Raw genomic sequence first — 19253 nt, forward strand, 5'->3', positions numbered from 1 at the left:
GTTGGAAACTGGAAATGCAGGGGCTGCCAGCTCTTTCCTTCCAGCTTCAAGCTTCTAACCGCTTTTCTATGACCGAGCTATCAGCTTTGAGTTTGAAGCTTGCGGCCTCAAGCTCAAAGTCGGCAGACTGCGCGCACCTCTAGCCGACCGACATTCGATGAACGCCGCTACACGCCAACCCCTCCCTGCCAACACCGGCGTTCGTCCGGCGGATCGTCTCGGCTTCACGATATTTCTCGCAGCCGTACTGCACGCAGCCTTGATCCTTGGCCTTGGCTTCTCCCTGAGCGAACCGAAGCAGATCAGCAAGTCGCTGGAAATCACTCTCTCCACCTTCAAAAGCGAAGAAAAACCCAAGGACGCCGATTTCCTGGCTCAAGATAACCAACAGGGCAGCGGCACCCTGGAACACAAGGCATCTCCGAAAACGACCGAGCAGGCGCCGTTCCAGGACAACCAGGTGCGCAAGGTCACGCCGGCCGCCTCGCCGCCACCAAGCAACCGGAGCGAGGCACCGGTAAAGACCGCCGTATCAACGCGCGCGCCGCAGCCGGACAAGACCCCGACCAAGCCGCAGAAGAACGAGCCGCAACCGCAGGCACAGCCGGCACCGGTCTTTGACAGTTCGCAACTGAGCGCTGAAATCGCCAGCCTTGAGGCAGAGCTCGCCCAGCAGGTCGAGCAATATGCCAAACGGCCGCGCGTCAGCCGCCAGAACAGCGCGGCCACCATGCGTGACATCAGCGCCTGGTATCGCGATGAATGGCGCAAAAAAGTCGAGCGCATCGGCAATCTCAACTACCCCGACGAAGCGCGTCGTCAAAGGATCTACGGTAGTTTGCGCATGCTGGTGGTGGTTGACCGCAACGGTACCGTGCAGGAGCTTCGGGTGCTTGAGTCGTCGGGGCAGGCGGTGCTCGACGAGGCCGCCATGCGCATCGTCAGGCTCGCAGCACCGTTCGCGCCCTTCTCGGGAGAGCTCGCGCAGAAATTCGATCAGGTGGAAATTATCAGAACCTGGCGTTTCGAGCGCGGCGACCGCCTGTCGAGCCAATAAGCCGCAAGCGGCCAGGAGTAGCGACTGGCCCCGAACGGCTGCCAGGCTTCCGCTTTACCTGAAGCTCGCCGCTTGAAGCTTATCGCTGCTTTTTGAAGCTTGAAGCCGCCGCGTCGAAGCCCGAAACTAGCCCGCATGAAAAACGCCAAGACGTCCTATCTCAAGCATCATTTCCTGATTGCCATGCCGCACATGGCGGACCCTAATTTTGCCCAGGCATTGATCTATCTGGTGGAGCACAATCGGGACGGCGCGATGGGCCTCATCATCAATCGCCCAAGCGGATTGAACCTGCTCGACATACTGGAACAGTTGCGCCCGGATGAGCCCGCCGACCCTGCGAGCCAACAGGTAACGGTCTTCTCAGGCGGGCCGGTACAAACTGATAGAGGCTTCGTGCTGCATCCGGCCGATGCTCAGTTTCAAGCTACGCTCGGCCTCGGTCAGCTAGGGGTCACCACCTCCCAGGACGTGCTCTTCTCCATAGCCGACGGTTACGGCCCCAAACAGCATTTCATCGCCCTCGGCTACGCAGGTTGGGAGCCAGGCCAGCTGGAGGCTGAGCTGATCGACAATGCCTGGCTGAGCTGTCCGGCACAACCACACATTCTCTTCGACCTGCCTTACGATCAGCGCCTGAATGCAGCCGCCGCATCGCTGGGTGTCGACCTCGGCCTGCTTAGCACACAGGTGGGCCACGCATGAGCACCCTGCGTCTGTTGCTGGGTTTCGATTACGGTACTAAACAGATCGGCGTCGCGGTCGGCCAGGCCGTTACCGGCCAGGCGCGCGAACTCTGCGTGCTCAAGGCGCAGAATGGCGTGCCCAACTGGTCGCAGATCGAGGCGTTGCTGCGCGAGTGGCAGCCGGACGCGCTGGTGGTGGGCCTGCCGCTGAACATGGATGGCAGCCCCAGCGAAATGAGCGATCGTGCGGAAAAGTTCGCCCGGCGCCTCAATGGCCGCTTCAATCTGCCAGTGCATACCCACGACGAGCGCCTGACGACTTACGAAGCCAAAGGCGAACGCCTGCGCAACGGACAGCAAGGCGGTTATCGCGAGCGTCCTGTCGACGCCCTGGCCGCGGCGCTTTTGCTCGAAGGCTGGCTGTCCGCGCAGCAAACCGCCTGAGCCGCCATCAAGGAGAACCCATGACATTGCCGAACCCCGATCAGCTACTGCCCGAAATGGCCGCAGCGCTGGATCGACACCTCACCAGGCACGGCATAACCGAGCCCCATTTCATCGGCATCCACACTGGCGGCGTATGGGTTGCTCAGGCGCTTCTGGACCTGCGCGGCCAGCAGGAAGCGCTCGGCGTTCTGGACGTCTCTTTTTATCGCGACGATTTCACCCAGAACGGTCTGCATCCGCAGGTTCGCCCATCGGCGCTGCCATTCGAGATCGAAGGCCAGCACTTGGTGCTGATCGATGACGTGCTGATGAGCGGCCGCACCATTCGCGCCGCGCTCAACGAGCTGTTCGACTATGGCCGGCCCGCCAGCGTCAGTCTGGTTTGCCTGCTGGATCTCGACGCCCGTGAATTGCCTATCCGGCCAGATGTGGTTGGCGCGACGCTATCCTTGGCGCCCGATCAACGGATCAAGCTGCTCGGTCCGTCGCCGCTCGCTCTTGAGCTACAGACCCTCGTTTCCGCCCAATGAGATCTTCGATGACGCCTCTCGACGCCAAGCGCCCGCTACAGCTGAACGATAACGGTCAACTGCGCCATTTTCTGTCGCTGGACGGCCTACCGCGCGAACTGCTGACTGAAATACTCGACACGGCCGACTCCTTTCTCGAAGTCGGCGCCAGAGCGGTCAAGAAGGTTCCGCTGCTGCGCGGCAAGACCGTCTGCAATGTGTTTTTCGAAAACTCCACGCGCACGCGCACCACCTTCGAATTGGCGGCTAAACGCCTGTCCGCGGACGTGATCACGCTGAACGTCTCGACCTCGTCGACCAGCAAGGGCGAAACCCTCACCGACACCCTGCGTAATCTTGAAGCCATGGCGGCCGACATGTTCGTCGTGCGCCATGCGGACTCAGGCGCGGCGCACTTCATTGCCGAGCACGTCTGCCCCGATGTTGCGGTCATCAATGGCGGCGACGGGCGCCACGCGCACCCGACCCAGGGCATGCTCGACATGCTCACCGTCCGTCGACACAAGGGCGACTTCGAAAAACTCTCCGTAGCGATCGTCGGGGACATCCTGCATTCGCGCGTCGCTCGCTCGAACATGCTGGCATTGAAGACATTGGGCTGCCCAGACATCCGCGTCATCGGCCCGAAAACCCTGCTGCCGGTGGGGCTGGAGCAATACGGGGTCAGCGTTCACCATGACATGAACGAAGGGCTGCGCGACGTCGATGTGGTGATCATGCTGCGCCTGCAACGCGAGCGCATGCAGGGCGGCCTGCTGCCCAGCGAGGGCGAGTTCTACCGGCTCTACGGGTTGACCACGCAACGCATGGCGCTGGCCAAACCGGACGCCATCGTCATGCATCCGGGGCCGATCAATCGCGGCGTGGAAATCGAATCGGCGGTAGCCGACGGTGCCCAGTCGGTGATTCTCAATCAGGTGACCTACGGCATCGCTATCCGCATGGCGGTACTGTCCATGGCGATGAGCGGCCAAACCGCGCAACGCCAGCTCGAAAACGAATATGCCGCCGAGGAGCAGAACTGATGCCAACCCAGATCCTCGGTGCTCGGCTGATCGACCCCGCCAGCGGTCGCGATGAGATCACCGATATCTACTGTACAGACGGCAAGATCGCTGCCATCGGCCAAGCGCCGGCAGGCTTCGAAGCCGCACATACGATCGACGCCCAAGGGCTGGTAGCCGCCCCCGGCCTCGTCGACCTGTCCGTCGCCCTACGGGAGCCGGGTTACAGCCGTAAGGGGAGTATTGCCAGCGAGACCCTCGCGGCCACCGCCGGCGGCATCACCAGCCTGTGCTGTCCGCCCGCAACCAAACCGGTATTGGACACCGCCGCCGTGGCCGAGCTGATTCTCGATCGGGCGCGCGAGTCCGGCCACGCCAAGGTCTTTCCGATTGGCGCCCTGACCCGCAACCTGGCCGGCGAACAGCTGTCGGAACTGGTCGCGCTGCGCGATGCAGGCTGCGTGGCCTTCGGCAACGGGCTGACCAACTTCACCAGCAATCGCAACCTCAGCCGCGCGCTGGAATATGCGGCGACCTTCGACCTCACCGTCATCATCCATTCCCAGGACAACGACCTGGCCGAAGGTGGATTGGCGCATGAAGGCCCCAGCGCGGCATTTCTCGGCCTGGCCGGCATTCCCGAAACGGCGGAAACCATTGCGCTGGCCCGCAACCTGTTGCTGGTGGAGCAGTCCGGCGTACGCGCCCACTTCAGCCAGCTCACCACCGCTCGCGGCGCACAGATGATTGCCGATGCCCAGGCGCGCGGCCTGCCGGTCACCGCCGATGTGGCGATGTATCAGCTGATCCTGACCGATGAAGCGTTGCACGGTTTTTCCAGCCTGTACCACGTACAGCCGCCATTGCGCAGCACGGCCGATCGTGACGGCCTGCGCGAAGCGGTCAGGTCCGGCGTGATCTCAGCCATTTCCAGTCATCACCAACCCCATGAAATAGATGCCAAGCAGGCCCCATTCGGCGAAACCGAGCCCGGCATCAGCAGTGCGGACATCCTTCTGCCACTGGCGCTGACATTGGTGGAAGATGGCCTGCTGGACCTGCCGACTCTGCTCGCCCGCCTGAGCCACGGCCCGGCTAGCGCCCTGCGGCTACCCGCTGGACGCCTGGCTGTCGGCGAGGCAGCGGACCTAGTGCTGTTCGATCCGCACAGCTCGACCCTCGCGGGCGAGGCCTGGTATTCGAAAGGCCGCAACTGCCCCTTCATCGGCCACTGCCTGCCGGGCGCGGTGCGCTACACCCTTGTCGACGGCAGGGTCAGCTATCAGATCTGAAGCCTGAAATCGGAGGCTCGACTTTTTTGTCCAGCCTCCGGTGCGCTTATCGATTCTTTTCTACGTTACGCACCGAGACCTGATCATTCAGCGTCCAGAAATCGTAGAGCACGCCGAGGAAGAACAATCCGCCCGTGCACAGGTAGATGATCCCTGTGATCCATTTGCCCTGATACATCCGGTGCACGCCGAATACGCCGAGAAAGGTCAGCAGGATCCAGGCAATCGTGTAATCGATCGGTCCCGGCTGAAAGCGCATGTCGGCCTCGCGGTCCATCGAGGGAATCAGGAACAGGTCGATGATCCAGCCGATGAAGAACAGGCCGAGCGTGAAGAACCAGATGGTTCCGGTGACCGGCTTGCCGTAATAGAAGCGGTGGGAACCGAGAAAACCGAATATCCACAGGAGATAGCCGATCAGGGTGCTATGAGTGTTCTGCCGCATCTGAGCCTCGCTGTCTGTTTAGCAGGCCGTTGAAGCACCTGCGTTGGCATTGCATGTCGAGCTTATCCGATTCGCTGCACTCGAACCTTCTGCCGAGCGGAGGTTGCCGGATGAAGCGGTCGTGATACTGTATGCACGAACAGTATATCGACGCTTCTTATCATGCAATTGATCGACAAACTCAGCGTTCTGGCTGACGCCGCGAAATACGACGTGTCATGTGCCAGCAGCGGCGCGCCAAAACGCAGCTCGAAAGGCCGCAGCGGGCTTGGCGCCACCGATGGCATGGGCATCTGTCACAGCTTCACCCCCGATGGCCGCTGCGTAGCCTTGCTGAAGATCCTACTGACCAATTTCTGTCTGTACGACTGCCAGTACTGCGTAAATCGGCGCTCCAGTGACGTACCACGTGCGCGTTTCACGCCAGAAGAGGTAGTGACGCTGACGCTCGATTTCTACCGGCGCAACTGCATCAGCGGTCTGTTTCTCAGCTCCGGAATCATTCGCTCGGCCGACTACACCATGGAGCAGCTGAACCGCGTGGCTAAACTGCTACGCGAGGAGCACGAGTTTCGCGGCTACATCCATTTGAAAACCATCCCGGATGCCGATCCGCTGCTGATCGCCGAGGCTGGCCGCTACGCCGACCGGCTCAGCGTCAATATCGAGCTGCCTACCGAAAGCAGCTTGATCCGTCTGGCGCCGGAAAAGCAGGTAGTGACGATCAAACAGGCCATGCATTCGATCCATCAGGGCGAGACCGAAGCGCAAGCAGAAAAGCGCGCACCGCGCTTCGCCCCGGCCGGGCAAAGCACGCAGATGATCGTCGGCGCCGACGCCACCGACGACAGCACGATTCTCCACACGGCTCAGTCGCTATATGGCGACTTCCGCCTGCGGCGCGTCTATTACTCGGCATTCAGTCCGATTCCGCACAGCCCCAAGACCGTGCCGTTCGAAGCGCCGCCGCTACTGCGCGAACATCGACTGTATCAGGCCGACTTTCTCATGCGCGGTTATGGCTTCCGGGCCGGCGAGCTACTCGCTGGCCCAGGCAATCTGCCGCTGGACATCGACCCCAAGCTCGCGTGGGCGCTGTCCAACCGCGAGCACTTTCCTGTCGATCTGAACCGCGCCGAGCCGTCGCTGATCGCACGTATCCCCGGTATCGGAATATTCAGCGCCAAACGTCTGGTCGCCCTGCGACGGCAAAAACGCATCCGGTTCGAAGATCTGACGCGGCTGCGCTGCTCGCTGGAAAAGGCCAAACCCTTCGTCATCACTCAGGACTACCGGCCGCCGCTGGCGTACCGCGAGTCCGCAGCCTTGCGCCAGCAGTTCAGCGAAGGTCCCCAGCAGATGGCGCTGTGGTGATGCGCCAGGTGCGTTTCGACGGCAGCTTCGATGGCTGGCGCGCCGCTGCCCGCGCCCTGCTTGGCTCGGGCGTAGCGCCTCATGAGGCTGAATGGTTGAGCGGCGACGCCCCAGGCAGTCTGTTCGAATTTTGCGACGCTTCCCCCGAGCCGACCGAGCCGTCACTGCCCATCCGTATTTCGCGGCAGCTGTTGGACGAATTGGAAAGCGCAGCGCAATTTCGCAGCGCCGACCGCTGGAGCCTGCTGTATCGCATTCTCTGGCGGGTCGCCAAGGGCGATCAGATAGCCAGGCTCGCCGGCGATGTCGATGGCAGCGAACTGCATGCGCGGATCAAGGCGGTACGCCGCGAAGCTCACCATATGCACGCCTTTCTCCGCTTCAGCCCTCTGAATAGGGAACGCGCTCCAGACTATGTGGCCTGGTTCGAACCCGCACACGACATCCTGCTCAGTGCGGCACCACACTTCGCCGAGCGCATGGGCCTGCATTCATGGCTGATCGCGACGCCGGATGACGCGGTGCTATGGGATGGCCAGAACATGCACTACGCCAACCCCTGCCCGCCCATCTGGCGACAGCTGGCGCAAGACGCACCAGATGCCGGCGCCGAGTTATGGAAGGCATATTACGAAAGCACCTTCAACCCGGCTCGACTCAATCGAGAGGTGATGCGAAGCAACTTGCCGGTGCGCTTCTGGAAGAACCTGCCGGAGGGGCCGCTGATTCCGCGACTGATGAGCCGCGCCCGAGCTGGCGCCCAATGTGACGGCCAGGCAGAACGCGTCGCCAACCAGCCGGGCAAGCGTATCGGCCCGCAAAAACTAGCTGCGTTGCCAATACATCGTTAAAACAGCCTCGGTTGTGAGCCCAGCCAGACTGCTCATTTAGACCACTTCGCGTCTTCGGCTGTTTTTGCCTCGTCTTGCCTGCCTCGCTTACGTTTTTGCAACGATTTTTTTAGCGGAAGCTGCGTCCCGGATCGTCATTGCTGACCTCCAACGTCAGCCCCTGGGAGACGCTGCTCAGGTGTTCACCATCGGTTTCCGAGCCCAGCTTGATCATCAGGCGCAGGTCGTTGGACGAGTCGGCGTGCAGCAGGGCGTCTTCGTAGGTGATTTCGCCCTGTACATAAAGGTTGTAGAGCGCCTGGTCAAAGGTTTGCATGCCCAGATCGGTGGAACGCTTCATCAACGACTTGAGTTCGTGCACCTCGCCCTTACGGATCAGATCGGCGGCCAGCGGCGTGTTGATCAGCACTTCGATGACCGCGCGGCGGCCCTTGCCGTCAGGCGTCGGGATCAGTTGCTGGGCGACGATAGCCTTGAGGTTCAGCGACAGGTCCATCCAGACCTGCTGCTGCCGGTCGGCGGGAAAGAAGTTGATGATCCGGTCCAACGCCTGGTTGGCGTTGTTGGCATGCAGCGTCGCCAGGCAGAGGTGGCCGGTTTCGGCGAAGGCGACCGCATAATCCATGGTCTCGCGGGTCCGCACCTCACCGATGAGGATCACATCCGGCGCCTGGCGCAGAGTGTTCTTCAATGCCACGTCGAAGGAATCGGTATCGATCCCTACTTCACGCTGGGTAACGATGCAGCTCTGATGCTGATGAATAAACTCGATGGGATCTTCGATGGAAATGATGTGGCCGCTGGAGTTCTTGTTGCGGTAGCCGATCATCGCAGCCAGTGAGGTGGACTTGCCGGTGCCGGTGGCGCCGACGAAGAGCACCAGGCCGCGCTTGGTCATGGCCAGCTTCTTCAATACCTCCGGCAGCTTCAGATCTTCGAGCGTCGGGATATTCGTTTCGATGCGGCGCAGCACCATCCCCGCCAGGTTGCGCTGATAGAAGGCACTGACGCGGAAACGACCGATGCCCCGCGCACTGATGGCGAAGTTGCATTCGTGGTTTTCGGCGAACTCGCGGCGCTGCTGCTCGTTCATGACCGCATGCACGGTTTCGCGAGTCATCTCTGGCGACATCGGCGTTTTGTTCACCGGCATGATCTTGCCGTTGACCTTCATCGAAGGTGGCACACCAGCGGTAATGAACAGATCGGAGCCGCCCTTTTCCACCATCAGGCGCAACAGTTTCTCGAATTCCATTGTCGTTCTCGTATTCGTCGGGCGAAACCGCATTGAAGCAAATCGGCAGGCCGGCGTTTATGGCCGAACGAACCGCCTATGAAAGATTAGAAGTTTTCCGGCTGCTTGGCCTTTTCCTTGGCGCTGTCGCGCGAGATCAGCCCTTTTGCCAGCAGCCCCTTGAGGCAGGAGTCGAGCGTCTGCATACCCAGCGAACCGCCGGTCTGGATCGAGGAATACATCTGCGCCACCTTGTCCTCGCGGATCAGGTTCCGGATCGCCGGAGTACCGATCATGATTTCGTGGGCCGCCACCCGGCCGCCACCGACCTTCTTCAGCAGCGTCTGGGAAATCACCGCCTGCAGCGACTCCGAAAGCATCGAGCGGACCATCGACTTCTCTTCCGCCGGGAATACGTCGACCACGCGGTCGATGGTCTTGGCCGCCGAGGTAGTGTGCAGGGTGCCGAACACCAAGTGGCCGGTTTCCGCAGCGGTCAGCGCCAGCCGGATGGTCTCCAGGTCACGCATTTCACCCACCAGGATGATGTCCGGGTCTTCTCGCAGTGCCGAACGCAGTGCTTCGGAGAAGCCCAGGGTGTCGCGATGCACCTCACGCTGGTTGACCAGGCACTTCTTCGACTCGTGAACGAATTCGATCGGATCCTCGATGGTGAGGATGTGGTGATACTTGGTGTTGTTCAGGTAATCGAGCATCGCCGCCAGGGTAGTGGACTTACCCGAACCGGTCGGCCCGGTGACCAGCACCAGTCCGCGCGGCACATCGGTGATCTTGCGAAAGACCTCGCCCATCCCCAGGTCCTCCATGGTTAGCACCTTGGAGGGAATGGTCCGGAACACCGCGCCGGCGCCGCGGTTCTGGTTGAAGGCGTTGACCCGGAAGCGTGCCACGCCTGGCACTTCGAACGAGAAGTCGGTCTCGAGGAACTCTTCGAAATCCTTGCGCTGCTTGTCGTTCATGATGTCGTAGATCAGCGCATGTACCTGCTTGTGGTCCATCGCGGGCAGGTTGATCCGACGGACATCGCCATCAACGCGGATCATCGGCGGCAAGCCGGACGAAAGGTGCAAATCCGACGCACCCTGCTTGGCACTGAAGGCCAGCAGCTCTGTGATATCCATGGGACTCCCCAATTACAAGCAAGCAGGTAGAATGCCGCGCAGACCCTAAGGTGGCAGGCGCAGGTAATGTCCACGATAGCGAACAATATTGCAAAGGTCGCAGCGCGCATCCGTGAGGCGGCGCAAGCTGTAGCGCGCGATCCCGACGAGGTGCGTCTGCTGGCGGTGAGCAAGACGCAATCGGCCGAGGCCATCCGCCAGGCCAGCGACGCCGGGCTGCACGATTTTGGTGAGAATTATCTTCAGGAAGCCTTGCAGAAACAGACCGAGCTTGCCGAGCTTCCTCTCACCTGGCACTTCATCGGGCCGATCCAATCGAACAAGACCAAGCAGATCGCCGAGCGCTTCGACTGGGTCCACTCGGTGGATCGCCTGAAAATCGCGCAGCGTCTCTCCGATCAGCGCCCCGAGTCGCTGCCGCCCCTGAACATCTGCCTGCAAGTCAACGTCAGCGGCGAAGCCAGCAAGTCCGGCTGCGAACCGCAGGACGTGTCAGAGCTGGCCCACGCCATTGCCGTCCTGCCTCGCCTGCGTTTGCGGGGGCTGATGACGATCCCCGAACCGACCGATGACCCAACCGAGCAGCGCGCCGTGTTCGCCCGCCTGCGTCAGCTGCAGCACGAGCTCGGCCTCGATCTCGACACCCTCTCAATGGGCATGAGCCAGGACCTGGAGGCCGCCATTACCGAGGGCGCCACCTGGGTCCGCATCGGTACCGCTTTGTTCGGCGCCCGCGCTTATCCTTCGCAGACAGCGACGAACGCCCCTTCGCATGAATAAAGGAAACCCCGTATGAGCACCCCCCGTATCGCCTTCATCGGCGCCGGCAACATGGCCGCCAGCCTGATCGGCGGGCTGCGTGCCCAGGGCATTCCAGCCGCATCCATTTGCGCCAGCGACCCTGGCACCGACAAACGTGACGAGCTGGCAGCGACCCATGGCGTCGAGGCCTTCGCCGACAACGGCCAGGCGCTGACTGGAACCGATGTCGTCGTGCTCGCGGTCAAGCCGCAGGTGATGCAGGCTGTCTGTCGTGACCTGGCCGCGCACCTGCAACCGAACCAGCTGATCGTATCGATCGCCGCCGGCATCAACTGCGCAAGCCTGCAAACTTGGCTCGGCGAGCAAACGCCACGGGCAATCGTGCGCTGCATGCCGAATACTCCGTCGCTGCTGCGTCAGGGCGTTAGCGGTCTTTATGCCAACGCTCAGGTCAGCGATGCACAACGGCAGCAGGCCGAGCATTTGCTGTCGGCAGTGGGTCTGGCGCTCTGGCTGGACAAGGAAGAACTGATCGACGCCGTGACCGCGGTTTCGGGCAGCGGCCCGGCCTATTTCTTTTTGCTGATCGAAGCCATGACCGCCGCTGGTGAACAGATGGGCCTACCTCGCGCCACTGCGGCTCAGCTGACCCTGCACACCGCGCTGGGCGCCGCGCGAATGGCCTGCGAAAGCGATGTAGAAGCCGCCGAATTGCGTCGCCGGGTCACCTCACCGAACGGAACTACCGAAGCGGCGATCAAAGCATTTCAAACGAGCGGCTTCGAGGCCCTGGTACAACAGGCGATGAACGCAGCCGCACGACGCTCAGCCGAGCTCGCTGAACAATTGGGCAAATAAGGAACCTTCATGTCACAACTCTCGCAAGCCCTGATCCTGATCGTCCAGACGCTCGGCAGCCTCTACCTGCTGATCGTTCTGTTGCGCTTCATCCTGCAGTTGGTCCGGGCTGATTTCTACAATCCGCTGAGCCAGTTCATCGTGCGCGCCACGCACCCGCTGCTGAAGCCGTTGCGCCGGGTGATCCCCAGCGTCGGCGGGCTCGACCTATCCTCACTGGTGTTGGCCATCGTGGTTCAAGTGCTGCTGATGGCCGCAATCCTGATGCTGGCCTACGGCACCATCGGTAACCCGCTGCAGCTGCTGGTCTGGGCGATCATTGGCGTCACCGGGCTGTTCCTCAACATCTTCTTCTACGCCTTGATCATCAGCGTGATCCTGTCCTGGGTAGCGCCCGGCAGCCACAACCCCGGCGCGCAACTGGTCAGCCAGATCGTCGAACCGGCGCTCGCCCCCTTCCGCCGCCTGCTGCCCAACCTTGGCGGCTTGGATATTTCGCCGATTTTCGCGTTTCTCGCGATCAAGCTGATCGACATGCTGGTAATCAACAACCTGGCGATGATGACGCATATGCCCAACATCCTCCGCTCGCTGATCTGAGGCGCAACCGCTCAATCGCCTCATACGGCCTTTGAGCGTCAGTTCACAGCGGCTCGATTGACCTGTACCGGCCTGCGGGGATAATCGCCCGATCACGCCTTTCTGGAAGCACGACGATCATGGAACGACTCGACCGACAGGTGGATGCTTACGTCAACTGGAAGCGCGATCTGGTCCGCGAGATCACTCGCTACCGCAGTTGGCTGGCTCACAACCGCCTCACCTCGGAGGCGGTCGACTCCAGATTGGAGCGTGCGCTGAAGCTGCTGCGGACCGACCACATCACCCTGGCCTTCGTCGGGGAGTTCTCTCGCGGCAAGACCGAGCTGATCAACAGCCTGTTTTTCTCGGGATACGGCCAGCGCATCCTGCCTTCGCGCGCCGGCCGTACCACCATGTGCCCGACCGAGTTGTTCTTCGATCCACGCGCGGAGGGGTCCTATATCCGTCTGCTGCCGATCGAGTCGCGCCTGGACGACAACAGCATCGCCCAGCTCAAGCGTACGCCGCGCTTCTGGCAAAGCATTGCACTGAATCCGGACGACCCGGACGCCATGGTGGAAGCGTTCAGCCAGGTCGCCTCGACCAAATCGATGCCCGTCGAGCATGCCATTCAGCTCGGCTTCCATCCCGCCTCACTGGAGGATTCGGAGGTTGCCGGCGAAGTGATGGTGCCGGCCTGGCGGCACGCCATGGTCAACTTCGACCATCCTCTGTTGCGCCAAGGTTTGCGCATTCTCGATACGCCTGGCCTCAATGCCCTGGGCAGCGAGCCAGAACTCACCCTGTCAATGCTGCCGAATGCGCAGGCGGTGATCTTTCTGCTGTCGGCCGACGCAGGCGTCACCGCCAGCGATATGGGTATCTGGCAGCAGCACATCAGTCAGCTCGATGACAGCAAGCGTAATCGCCTGTTCGCCGTGCTCAACAAAATCGACGTCCTCTGGGACGACGTATCCGGCAGCTCCTTCGTCGAGGATGCGATTCGGCAGATGCAGATCAGCACCGCCCAGCAACTGGGTATCGCTGTTGAAGACGTGTTACCACTCTCGGCCAAGCAAGCGCTGCTGGCCAAGATCCGCGACGACCAGGCATTGCTGGAGCGCAGCCGGCTAGCGACGCTGGAGCACTTACTCTGCGAACGCATCCTCGCGCAGAAGGAGCACCTGCTGGAGCAGCAAGTGGTCCGCCAGGTGCTCGCCCTGCTGCACAACAGCCAGCAGATCCTTACCCAGCGCCTGGCCAAGGTCCGCGAACAGGGCGAGTTACTCGACAATCATCGTCAGGATAACGGCCAGCTCCTCTTAGAGCTCACCGCCCGTACCCGTCACGATCATAACCAGCACCACAAACGCCTGCTCCAGCTGAAGACCAACCAGCACTTGCTGCAACGTCAGGGCGATTTGTTACGCGGCACCGTGCGTGCCGAGCGCCTGGAAGAGCACCTGACACGCCTGCGCCGCAGCCTCACTGGCAGCCTGACCACGCTCGGCATCAATCTCAGCATCCTGCATTTCTTCCGCTCGGTAGAGCAGGACCTGGGCGCCCTTGAGCAGGAAGCTGCGCTGGCGAACAAAATGGTGACGGCGATCTATCGCCGCCACAATGAGGCAAACCCGCTGCATGGTCTGGATGCGCCGCTGTTCCGCCTGGCCCCTTATCAGCAGGAGCTGAAGGGTTTGCAGAACAAGGCCGATCAGTTCCGCCTGCAACTCAAGACGCTGCTCACCGAACAGCGCACCCTGACGCGACGCTTCTTTGCCACGCTGGTGCAGGAGGTCATCGGCCTGCACCAACGCCTGCGCCAAGAGGCCGAACACTGGGCTGGCGAAGCCCTGATGCCGCTGATGCAACACTCGCTGGAACACAAGCAACAGCTCGAAGCCCACATGCTGCGCCTCAAGAGCCTGGCACAGGACGGCCAGCAGGCCAGCCAGCGCGGTCGACTGCTCGCACGCTACATCCTTGAGCTGGAGCAGCAACTGGCCCAGGCCGCGGAGATGTTGCGATTGCTGCGCCGCCCAGCGCCGATCAGACGCCAGAGCAAGGTCGTCAGCCTGACCAGCGCCATTCCGGGTTGAGCGGCGTTGCGATTGAGGATGAATTGAAGCGCGCTTACCTTTAGACTTTGCCGCCTTCTTTTCGCAAGAGCCAGGCTCGATGCCCACTGACATACCAGCCGATTCCGTTGGTCTGGTGAGCCCGCAGGTCGCGCATTTCGCCGAACCACTGGTGCTCGCTTGCGGCCGCACCTTGGCCGATTACCAACTGATCTACGAAACCTACGGTGAACTGAACGCTGCGCGCAGCAATGCCGTGCTGATCTGCCATGCCCTTTCCGGCCATCACCACGCCGCCGGCTACCACAGCATGGACGATCGCAAGCCGGGCTGGTGGGATTCATGCATCGGGCCCGGCAAGGCCATCGACACCAATCGCTTCTTCGTCGTCAGCCTGAACAACCTCGGCGGTTGCAACGGCTCGACGGGGCCGAGCAGCCTCAATCCGCTGAGCGGCAAACCCTACGGCGCCGATTTCCCGGTCGTGACCGTGGAAGACTGGGTCAACAGCCAGGCGCGCCTGGCCGATGTGCTGGGCGTCGAGCAATGGGCCGCTGTGGTTGGCGGCAGCCTCGGCGGCATGCAGGCGCTGCAGTGGAGCATCAGCTACCCCGAGCGGATTCGTCACTGCGTGGCGATAGCCTCGGCACCCAAGCTGTCGGCACAGAACATCGCGTTCAATGAAGTGGCGCGTCAGGCCATCCTCTCCGACCCGGAGTTTCACGGCGGCCATTTTCAGGAACAGAACGTGATTCCCAAGCGTGGGTTGATGCTGGCACGCATGGTAGGCCACATCACCTACCTGTCCGATGACGCCATGGGTACCAAGTTCGGCCGCGGACTGAAGAGCGAAAAGCTCAACTACGATTTCAACAGTGTGGAATTCCAGGTCGAGAGCTACCTGCGCTACCAGGGCGAGGAATTCTCGGGCCGATTCGATGCCAACACCTACCTGCTGATGACCAAGGCGCTGGATTACTTCGACCCAGCCGCCGCGCATGACGATGATCTGGCTACGACGCTGGCCGGCGCCCAGGCCGATTTCTGCGTGATGTCCTTCACCACCGACTGGCGCTTCTCGCCGGAACGTTCGCAGGAAATCGTCAACGCCCTGATGGCGGCACGCAAGAACGTCTGCTACCTGGAAATCGACGCCCCGCAAGGCCATGACGCGTTTCTGATTCCGATCCCACGCTATCTGCAAGCCTTCCGCGGTTACATGAACCGCATCGCCGTATAAGGAACCGACATGCGCGCCGATCTGGAAATCATCCAAGACTGGATTCCCGCCGGCAGCCGGGTACTCGACCTTGGCTGCGGCAACGGCGACCTGCTGGCCTGGCTGCGCGACCACAAGCAGGTCAGCGGCTATGGCCTGGAAATCGACCCGGACAACATCGCCGCCTGCGTCGAGAAAGGCGTCAACGTCATCGAGCAGGACCTCGACAAAGGCCTGGGCAACTTCGCCAGCGACAGCTTCGACATGGTGGTTATGACCCAGGCCCTGCAAGCCGTTCATTACCCCGACCTGCTGATGAAGGAAATGCTGCGCGTGGGTCGCGAATGCATCATCACCTTCCCCAATTTCGGCCACTGGCGCTGCCGCTGGTACCTGGCCAGCAAGGGCCGCATGCCGGTCTCGGAGTTCCTGCCGTACACCTGGTACAACACGCCCAACATCCACTTCTGCACCTTCGAGGATTTCGAGCGGCTGTGTCAGGAGCGCGGCGCGCGGGTGCTTGAGCGCCTGGCAGTCGACCGCGACCATAAGCATGGCTGGGCGAGCCGTCTGTGGCCGAACCTGATCGGCGAGATTGGTATCTACCGCGTCACCGGACCGAACAGATGACCCGCTTCAATGATGGAGGAAACACCATGAAACGCAGCCTCATCGGCCTTCTGGCGCTGCTGCTGACGATGCCGGCCTGGGCCGAGCGCAAGCACAGCTTTGGCGAGTACGACATCCATCACATCGCCTTCAACTCGGGCTTCCTGCAGCCGGACATCGCGGCGGCGGCCGGCCTGGTGCGCAGCAAAACCCAAGGTGTGGTCAACATCTCGGTGCTCAAGGCCGGCAAGCCGACGGTGGCGCTGGTCAGCGGTACGGTCAAGAACCTCCTGGGCCAGGATCGGCCACTGACGTTCAAGCAACTCAAGGAAGGTGACGAAGCCATCTACTACCTGGCCCAGTTCCCATTCGACTCGCGCGAGACGCTGCGCTTCGCCCTGACCGTGCAGCCCATGGGGGCCGATCCGGTCAGCTTTACCTTCAACCAAGAATTCTTCCCTGACGAATGATGCCCCTCAAAGAACTGGTGCTGGCCAGCCACAATGCCGGCAAGCTCAAAGAACTCCAGGCCATGCTGGGCGACGCCGTGCGCGTGCGCTCGGTAGGGGAATTCAGCGATGTGGAACCGGAAGAAACCGGCCTGTCATTCATCGAGAACGCGATCCTCAAGGCGCGCAACGCCGCGCGCGTGTCCGGCCTGCCGGCACTGGCCGACGATTCCGGGCTGGCGGTCGATCACCTCGGCGGCGCGCCCGGCATCTACTCCGCGCGCTATGCCGGCGGCCAGGGCGATGCGGCGAACAATGCAAAATTGCTGGACGCCCTGAAAGAAGTGCCCGATGCCGGGCGCGGCGCACAGTTCGTCTGTGCCTTGGCGCTGGTCAGGCATGCCGACGACCCGCTGCCGATCATCTGCGAAGGCCTCTGGCACGGCCGCATCCTCCATGAAGCGCGTGGCGATCAGGGCTTCGGCTACGACCCGTTGTTCTGGGTGCCCGAACGCGGCTGTTCCAGCGCCGAGCTGACGCCCGCCGACAAGAACCAGCTCAGCCACCGCGCCCGCGCCATGGCGTTGCTCAAAGCGCGGCTGGGGATTGCATGAGCGGAGCTGGAAGCTCAAAGCTGGAAGCTGGAAGCCAACGCACGGATAACTTCCAGCTTCGGGCTTCCGGCTTCGAGCTGCCGCCCTTGGCGGCCTACGTCCATATCCCCTGGTGCGTGCGCAAGTGCCCGTACTGCGACTTCAACTCCCACGCTGCCGGGCCGCAGTTGCCGGAAGATGAATATGTCTCGGCGCTGCTGGCCGACCTCGAGGAGGATTTCGATCAGATCCAGGGCCGCCGGCTTGGCTCGATCTTTTTCGGCGGCGGCACGCCCAGCCTGTTTTCCGCCCAGGCGCTGGGCAGGATTCTGGAAGGGCTGGAGCGTCGCGTCGGCTTTGCCGAGGACATCGAAATTACTCTGGAAGCCAATCCGGGTACTTTCGAGCAGGCCAAGTTTCGCGATTACCGCCGTCTCGGGATCAATCGCCTGTCCATCGGTGTACAGAGCTTCCAGCCCGCCAAGCTGAAGGCCCTGGGTCGCATCCACGATGGCGACGAAGCCATCCGTGCCGCAGACATGGCGCGCGCCGCCGGTTTCGACAACTTCAACCTGGACCTGATGCATGGCTTGCCCGAGCAGAGTCTGGAAGATGCCCTGAGCGACCTGCGCACCGCCATCGCCCAGCAGCCGACGCACCTGTCCTGGTACCAGCTCACCGTCGAGCCGAACACCGAGTTCTGGAGCAAACCGCCGCAACTGCCCGAGGACGATACCCTCTGGGACATCCAGGAAGCGGGCCAGGCGGTGCTCGCCGAACAGGGCTACGCCCAGTACGAAACCTCGGCCTACGCCCAACCCGGCCGCCAGGCGCGGCACAACCTCAACTACTGGACCTTCGGCGACTTCCTCGGCCTCGGCGCGGGTGCCCACGGCAAGATCAGCCGGGGCGACGGACGCATCCTGCGCAGCTGGAAAACCCGCCTGCCCAAGGACTATCTCGACCCAACCAAGCGCTTTCGTGCCGGTGAGAAGCAGCTACAAGCCGAGGAATTGCCCTTCGAATTCCTGATGAATGTGCTGCGCCTCACCGACGGCGTGCCGGCGCTGTTGTTCACTCAGCGCACCGGTTTGCCACTGGGGCAACTGGCCGATGCCCGCCGCGAAGCCGAAGCACGTGGCCTGCTGGCCGCCGACCCGCAGCGGCTGGTCGCAACGCCCAAAGGCCAGCTGTTTCTCAACGACCTGCTGCAACTCTTTCTGACCTAAGGACCCTGGATGGATCTCGTACTCGACCTAATCGCCACCCTCTCGCGCTGGAGCCGCGGCCATCTGTTCGATATTTCCTTGGCGATCATGGCTACGCTTTTTGTGCTCTTCGGGCCGGCGCTCAATGCCTGGGTGCAGAAGAACATAGGCGGGCTGAATTTCATCCTGCGTACGTTGGCGTTCGTAGTGTTCTGCGCGGTCGTTTATGGGCTCGGCATCGTTTATCTCAGCCCCTGGCTGGCCAAGGGGTTGGCGCAATTCAACAATTACACCCTGGCGCCGGTGTTGATTCTGGTGTTGTTCATCATTGGGGTGGTGGCTGATCGTAATTAGGAAGCGCTGCGGGCTCTTCCATGGCCTGCTGCACGGTGCTTCGTCAGATTTATCCAGCTGCCTGAAACATAGGTTTCGTCCTGCTGGGCGAGTTTCTTTTGGCAATCGCCCGGATGGCCGGCCCCGCCAAAAGAAACCAAAAGGTCTTGCCCCTCCATCCGGCCCCGGCTACGCCGGGGTTCGTTCGCTCCATCGTCGCTTCAGGGGGCCGGCTTACAAGGGCCATCCATGGCCCTTGTAAGCCTCTCGCGGCATCCATGCGGCTCGCTCCCTTACGCAACGATGGCGCTCACCCTGCTGAAAGGGGCGGTTGGTGTTGCCTGGCAGACCGTGCAGAGGAAAAGCAAAGCGTTTTCAAAAACCTACAGGCTACTCGGATTTCTTCCCCTTCAGGAAGCCGAACGCAGGCGTTGCGTAGGAGGTCGCGAGACATGGACGCCGAGCGAGAAACGAAGGGACAGGGGCGTCCCTTCGTGACG

21 protein-coding genes are annotated in these 19253 nt (G+C 61.9%); 18 read left to right on the forward strand and 3 right to left on the reverse strand.

Translation table 11 applies throughout. From position 1 onward, the window contains the following. The first annotated feature begins 157 nt into the window (after window positions 1-157). The 6 genes from V6943_RS02570 (at window position 158) to V6943_RS02595 (ending at window position 5016) form a co-directional block, all read left to right on the forward strand. Window positions 158-1057 carry an energy transducer TonB gene (locus V6943_RS02570; RefSeq protein WP_340552524.1) on the forward strand — a complete coding sequence of 300 codons (900 nt, stop codon included), beginning with the start codon at window positions 158-160 and terminating at the stop codon, window positions 1055-1057. Window positions 1058-1192: 135 nt separating this feature from the next. Continuing rightward, window positions 1193-1762, forward strand: coding sequence for a YqgE/AlgH family protein (locus V6943_RS02575; RefSeq protein WP_131649525.1), 570 nt, complete (start codon window positions 1193-1195; stop codon window positions 1760-1762). Further along, complete coding sequence (gene ruvX, locus V6943_RS02580) at window positions 1759-2187, forward strand: Holliday junction resolvase RuvX (RefSeq protein ID WP_340552525.1); 429 nt, start codon at window positions 1759-1761, stop codon at window positions 2185-2187. Before V6943_RS02575 ends, ruvX begins: the two co-directional genes overlap by 4 nt. Before the next feature lie 20 nt (window positions 2188-2207). After that, on the forward strand, window positions 2208-2720 hold the full coding sequence (gene pyrR / locus V6943_RS02585; protein ID WP_181099538.1) for a bifunctional pyr operon transcriptional regulator/uracil phosphoribosyltransferase PyrR: 513 nt from the start codon (window positions 2208-2210) through the stop codon (window positions 2718-2720). A gap of 8 nt (window positions 2721-2728) precedes the next feature. Continuing rightward, window positions 2729-3745, forward strand: a complete 1017-nt coding sequence (locus tag V6943_RS02590) for an aspartate carbamoyltransferase catalytic subunit (protein ID WP_181099536.1) — start codon at window positions 2729-2731, stop codon at window positions 3743-3745. Continuing rightward, on the forward strand, window positions 3745-5016 hold the full coding sequence (locus V6943_RS02595) for a dihydroorotase (RefSeq protein WP_340552526.1): 1272 nt from the start codon (window positions 3745-3747) through the stop codon (window positions 5014-5016). Before V6943_RS02590 ends, V6943_RS02595 begins: the two co-directional genes overlap by 1 nt. Window positions 5017-5062: 46 nt before the next feature. On the opposite strand, the gene V6943_RS02600 is transcribed toward V6943_RS02595, so the two are convergent. Continuing rightward, the gene (locus tag V6943_RS02600) at window positions 5063-5461 is read right to left on the reverse strand and encodes an NINE protein (protein WP_131649520.1); all 399 of its coding nucleotides are present in this window, start codon (window positions 5459-5461) and stop codon (window positions 5063-5065) included. A 162-nt stretch (window positions 5462-5623) separates the two neighbouring features. Between V6943_RS02600 and V6943_RS02605 the strand changes: the two genes are divergently transcribed. Both V6943_RS02605 and V6943_RS02610 read left to right on the forward strand, forming a co-directional pair. Continuing rightward, window positions 5624-6835, forward strand: coding sequence for a putative DNA modification/repair radical SAM protein (locus V6943_RS02605; RefSeq protein WP_340552527.1), 1212 nt, complete (start codon window positions 5624-5626; stop codon window positions 6833-6835). Continuing rightward, on the forward strand, window positions 6835-7686 hold the full coding sequence (locus tag V6943_RS02610) for a TIGR03915 family putative DNA repair protein (RefSeq protein ID WP_340552528.1): 852 nt from the start codon (window positions 6835-6837) through the stop codon (window positions 7684-7686). The genes V6943_RS02605 and V6943_RS02610 overlap by 1 nt, the downstream gene beginning before the upstream one ends. A 109-nt stretch (window positions 7687-7795) precedes the next feature. On the opposite strand, the gene V6943_RS02615 is transcribed toward V6943_RS02610, so the two are convergent. Together V6943_RS02615 and pilT are read right to left on the reverse strand one after the other, a co-directional pair. After that, on the reverse strand, window positions 7796-8941 hold the full coding sequence (locus tag V6943_RS02615) for a PilT/PilU family type 4a pilus ATPase (RefSeq protein WP_340552529.1): 1146 nt from the start codon (window positions 8939-8941) through the stop codon (window positions 7796-7798). Between the two features lie 86 nt (window positions 8942-9027). Continuing rightward, complete coding sequence (pilT, locus tag V6943_RS02620; protein ID WP_014851216.1) at window positions 9028-10062, reverse strand: type IV pilus twitching motility protein PilT; 1035 nt, start codon at window positions 10060-10062, stop codon at window positions 9028-9030. Between the two features lie 66 nt (window positions 10063-10128). Between pilT and V6943_RS02625 the strand changes: the two genes are divergently transcribed. The 10 genes from V6943_RS02625 to V6943_RS02670 all read left to right on the forward strand — a co-directional run bounded on the left by V6943_RS02625 (window position 10129) and on the right by V6943_RS02670 (window position 18774). Beyond that, window positions 10129-10842: a YggS family pyridoxal phosphate-dependent enzyme gene (locus V6943_RS02625; protein WP_340552530.1), complete on the forward strand. Its 714-nt coding sequence runs from the start codon at window positions 10129-10131 to the stop codon at window positions 10840-10842. A 12-nt stretch (window positions 10843-10854) separates the two neighbouring features. Then, on the forward strand, window positions 10855-11682 hold the full coding sequence (proC, locus tag V6943_RS02630) for a pyrroline-5-carboxylate reductase (protein ID WP_181099526.1): 828 nt from the start codon (window positions 10855-10857) through the stop codon (window positions 11680-11682). 9 nt (window positions 11683-11691) lie between these two features. After that, window positions 11692-12282, forward strand: a complete 591-nt coding sequence (locus V6943_RS02635; protein WP_197444891.1) for a YggT family protein — start codon at window positions 11692-11694, stop codon at window positions 12280-12282. Between the two features lie 119 nt (window positions 12283-12401). Continuing rightward, on the forward strand, window positions 12402-14363 hold the full coding sequence (locus tag V6943_RS02640) for a dynamin-like GTPase family protein (protein WP_340552531.1): 1962 nt from the start codon (window positions 12402-12404) through the stop codon (window positions 14361-14363). 79 nt (window positions 14364-14442) lie between these two features. Continuing rightward, window positions 14443-15582, forward strand: a complete 1140-nt coding sequence (gene metX, locus V6943_RS02645) for a homoserine O-succinyltransferase MetX (protein ID WP_197444889.1) — start codon at window positions 14443-14445, stop codon at window positions 15580-15582. Window positions 15583-15591: 9 nt separating this feature from the next. After that, entirely contained in the window at window positions 15592-16191 is a 600-nt protein-coding gene (gene metW / locus V6943_RS02650) for a methionine biosynthesis protein MetW (RefSeq protein ID WP_181099518.1), read from the forward strand. Window positions 16192-16217: 26 nt separating this feature from the next. Beyond that, the gene (locus V6943_RS02655; RefSeq protein WP_181099516.1) at window positions 16218-16640 is read left to right on the forward strand and encodes a DUF4426 domain-containing protein; all 423 of its coding nucleotides are present in this window, start codon (window positions 16218-16220) and stop codon (window positions 16638-16640) included. Next, window positions 16637-17233, forward strand: a complete 597-nt coding sequence (gene rdgB / locus V6943_RS02660; protein WP_197444888.1) for an RdgB/HAM1 family non-canonical purine NTP pyrophosphatase — start codon at window positions 16637-16639, stop codon at window positions 17231-17233. Before V6943_RS02655 ends, rdgB begins: the two co-directional genes overlap by 4 nt. Then, complete coding sequence (gene hemW / locus V6943_RS02665) at window positions 17230-18441, forward strand: radical SAM family heme chaperone HemW (protein WP_340552532.1); 1212 nt, start codon at window positions 17230-17232, stop codon at window positions 18439-18441. The genes rdgB and hemW overlap by 4 nt, the downstream gene beginning before the upstream one ends. 9 nt (window positions 18442-18450) lie before the next feature. Continuing rightward, on the forward strand, window positions 18451-18774 hold the full coding sequence (locus V6943_RS02670; protein WP_131649508.1) for a DUF3392 domain-containing protein: 324 nt from the start codon (window positions 18451-18453) through the stop codon (window positions 18772-18774). Window positions 18775-19253 lie beyond the last annotated feature (479 nt).

It is taken from the genome of Pseudomonas sp. CBC3 (assembly GCF_037967085.1).
Taxonomy (GTDB): domain Bacteria; phylum Pseudomonadota; class Gammaproteobacteria; order Pseudomonadales; family Pseudomonadaceae; genus Stutzerimonas.

Excerpts from the sequence above, each read along its gene's own strand:
- V6943_RS02570 (WP_340552524.1), top strand. The coding sequence starts at position 158 with ATGAACGCCGCTACACGCCAACCCCTCCCTGCCAACACCGGCGTTCGT.
- V6943_RS02575 (WP_131649525.1), top strand. The coding sequence starts at position 1,193 with ATGAAAAACGCCAAGACGTCCTATCTCAAGCATCATTTCCTGATTGCC.
- ruvX (WP_340552525.1), top strand. The coding sequence starts at position 1,759 with ATGAGCACCCTGCGTCTGTTGCTGGGTTTCGATTACGGTACTAAACAG.
- pyrR (WP_181099538.1), top strand. The coding sequence starts at position 2,208 with ATGACATTGCCGAACCCCGATCAGCTACTGCCCGAAATGGCCGCAGCG.
- V6943_RS02590 (WP_181099536.1), top strand. The coding sequence starts at position 2,729 with ATGACGCCTCTCGACGCCAAGCGCCCGCTACAGCTGAACGATAACGGT.
- V6943_RS02595 (WP_340552526.1), top strand. The coding sequence starts at position 3,745 with ATGCCAACCCAGATCCTCGGTGCTCGGCTGATCGACCCCGCCAGCGGT.
- V6943_RS02600 (WP_131649520.1), bottom strand. The coding sequence starts at position 5,461 with ATGCGGCAGAACACTCATAGCACCCTGATCGGCTATCTCCTGTGGATA.
- V6943_RS02605 (WP_340552527.1), top strand. The coding sequence starts at position 5,624 with ATGCAATTGATCGACAAACTCAGCGTTCTGGCTGACGCCGCGAAATAC.
- V6943_RS02610 (WP_340552528.1), top strand. The coding sequence starts at position 6,835 with ATGCGCCAGGTGCGTTTCGACGGCAGCTTCGATGGCTGGCGCGCCGCT.
- V6943_RS02615 (WP_340552529.1), bottom strand. The coding sequence starts at position 8,941 with ATGGAATTCGAGAAACTGTTGCGCCTGATGGTGGAAAAGGGCGGCTCC.
- pilT (WP_014851216.1), bottom strand. The coding sequence starts at position 10,062 with ATGGATATCACAGAGCTGCTGGCCTTCAGTGCCAAGCAGGGTGCGTCG.
- V6943_RS02625 (WP_340552530.1), top strand. The coding sequence starts at position 10,129 with ATGTCCACGATAGCGAACAATATTGCAAAGGTCGCAGCGCGCATCCGT.
- proC (WP_181099526.1), top strand. The coding sequence starts at position 10,855 with ATGAGCACCCCCCGTATCGCCTTCATCGGCGCCGGCAACATGGCCGCC.
- V6943_RS02635 (WP_197444891.1), top strand. The coding sequence starts at position 11,692 with ATGTCACAACTCTCGCAAGCCCTGATCCTGATCGTCCAGACGCTCGGC.
- V6943_RS02640 (WP_340552531.1), top strand. The coding sequence starts at position 12,402 with ATGGAACGACTCGACCGACAGGTGGATGCTTACGTCAACTGGAAGCGC.
- metX (WP_197444889.1), top strand. The coding sequence starts at position 14,443 with ATGCCCACTGACATACCAGCCGATTCCGTTGGTCTGGTGAGCCCGCAG.
- metW (WP_181099518.1), top strand. The coding sequence starts at position 15,592 with ATGCGCGCCGATCTGGAAATCATCCAAGACTGGATTCCCGCCGGCAGC.
- V6943_RS02655 (WP_181099516.1), top strand. The coding sequence starts at position 16,218 with ATGAAACGCAGCCTCATCGGCCTTCTGGCGCTGCTGCTGACGATGCCG.
- rdgB (WP_197444888.1), top strand. The coding sequence starts at position 16,637 with ATGATGCCCCTCAAAGAACTGGTGCTGGCCAGCCACAATGCCGGCAAG.
- hemW (WP_340552532.1), top strand. The coding sequence starts at position 17,230 with ATGAGCGGAGCTGGAAGCTCAAAGCTGGAAGCTGGAAGCCAACGCACG.
- V6943_RS02670 (WP_131649508.1), top strand. The coding sequence starts at position 18,451 with ATGGATCTCGTACTCGACCTAATCGCCACCCTCTCGCGCTGGAGCCGC.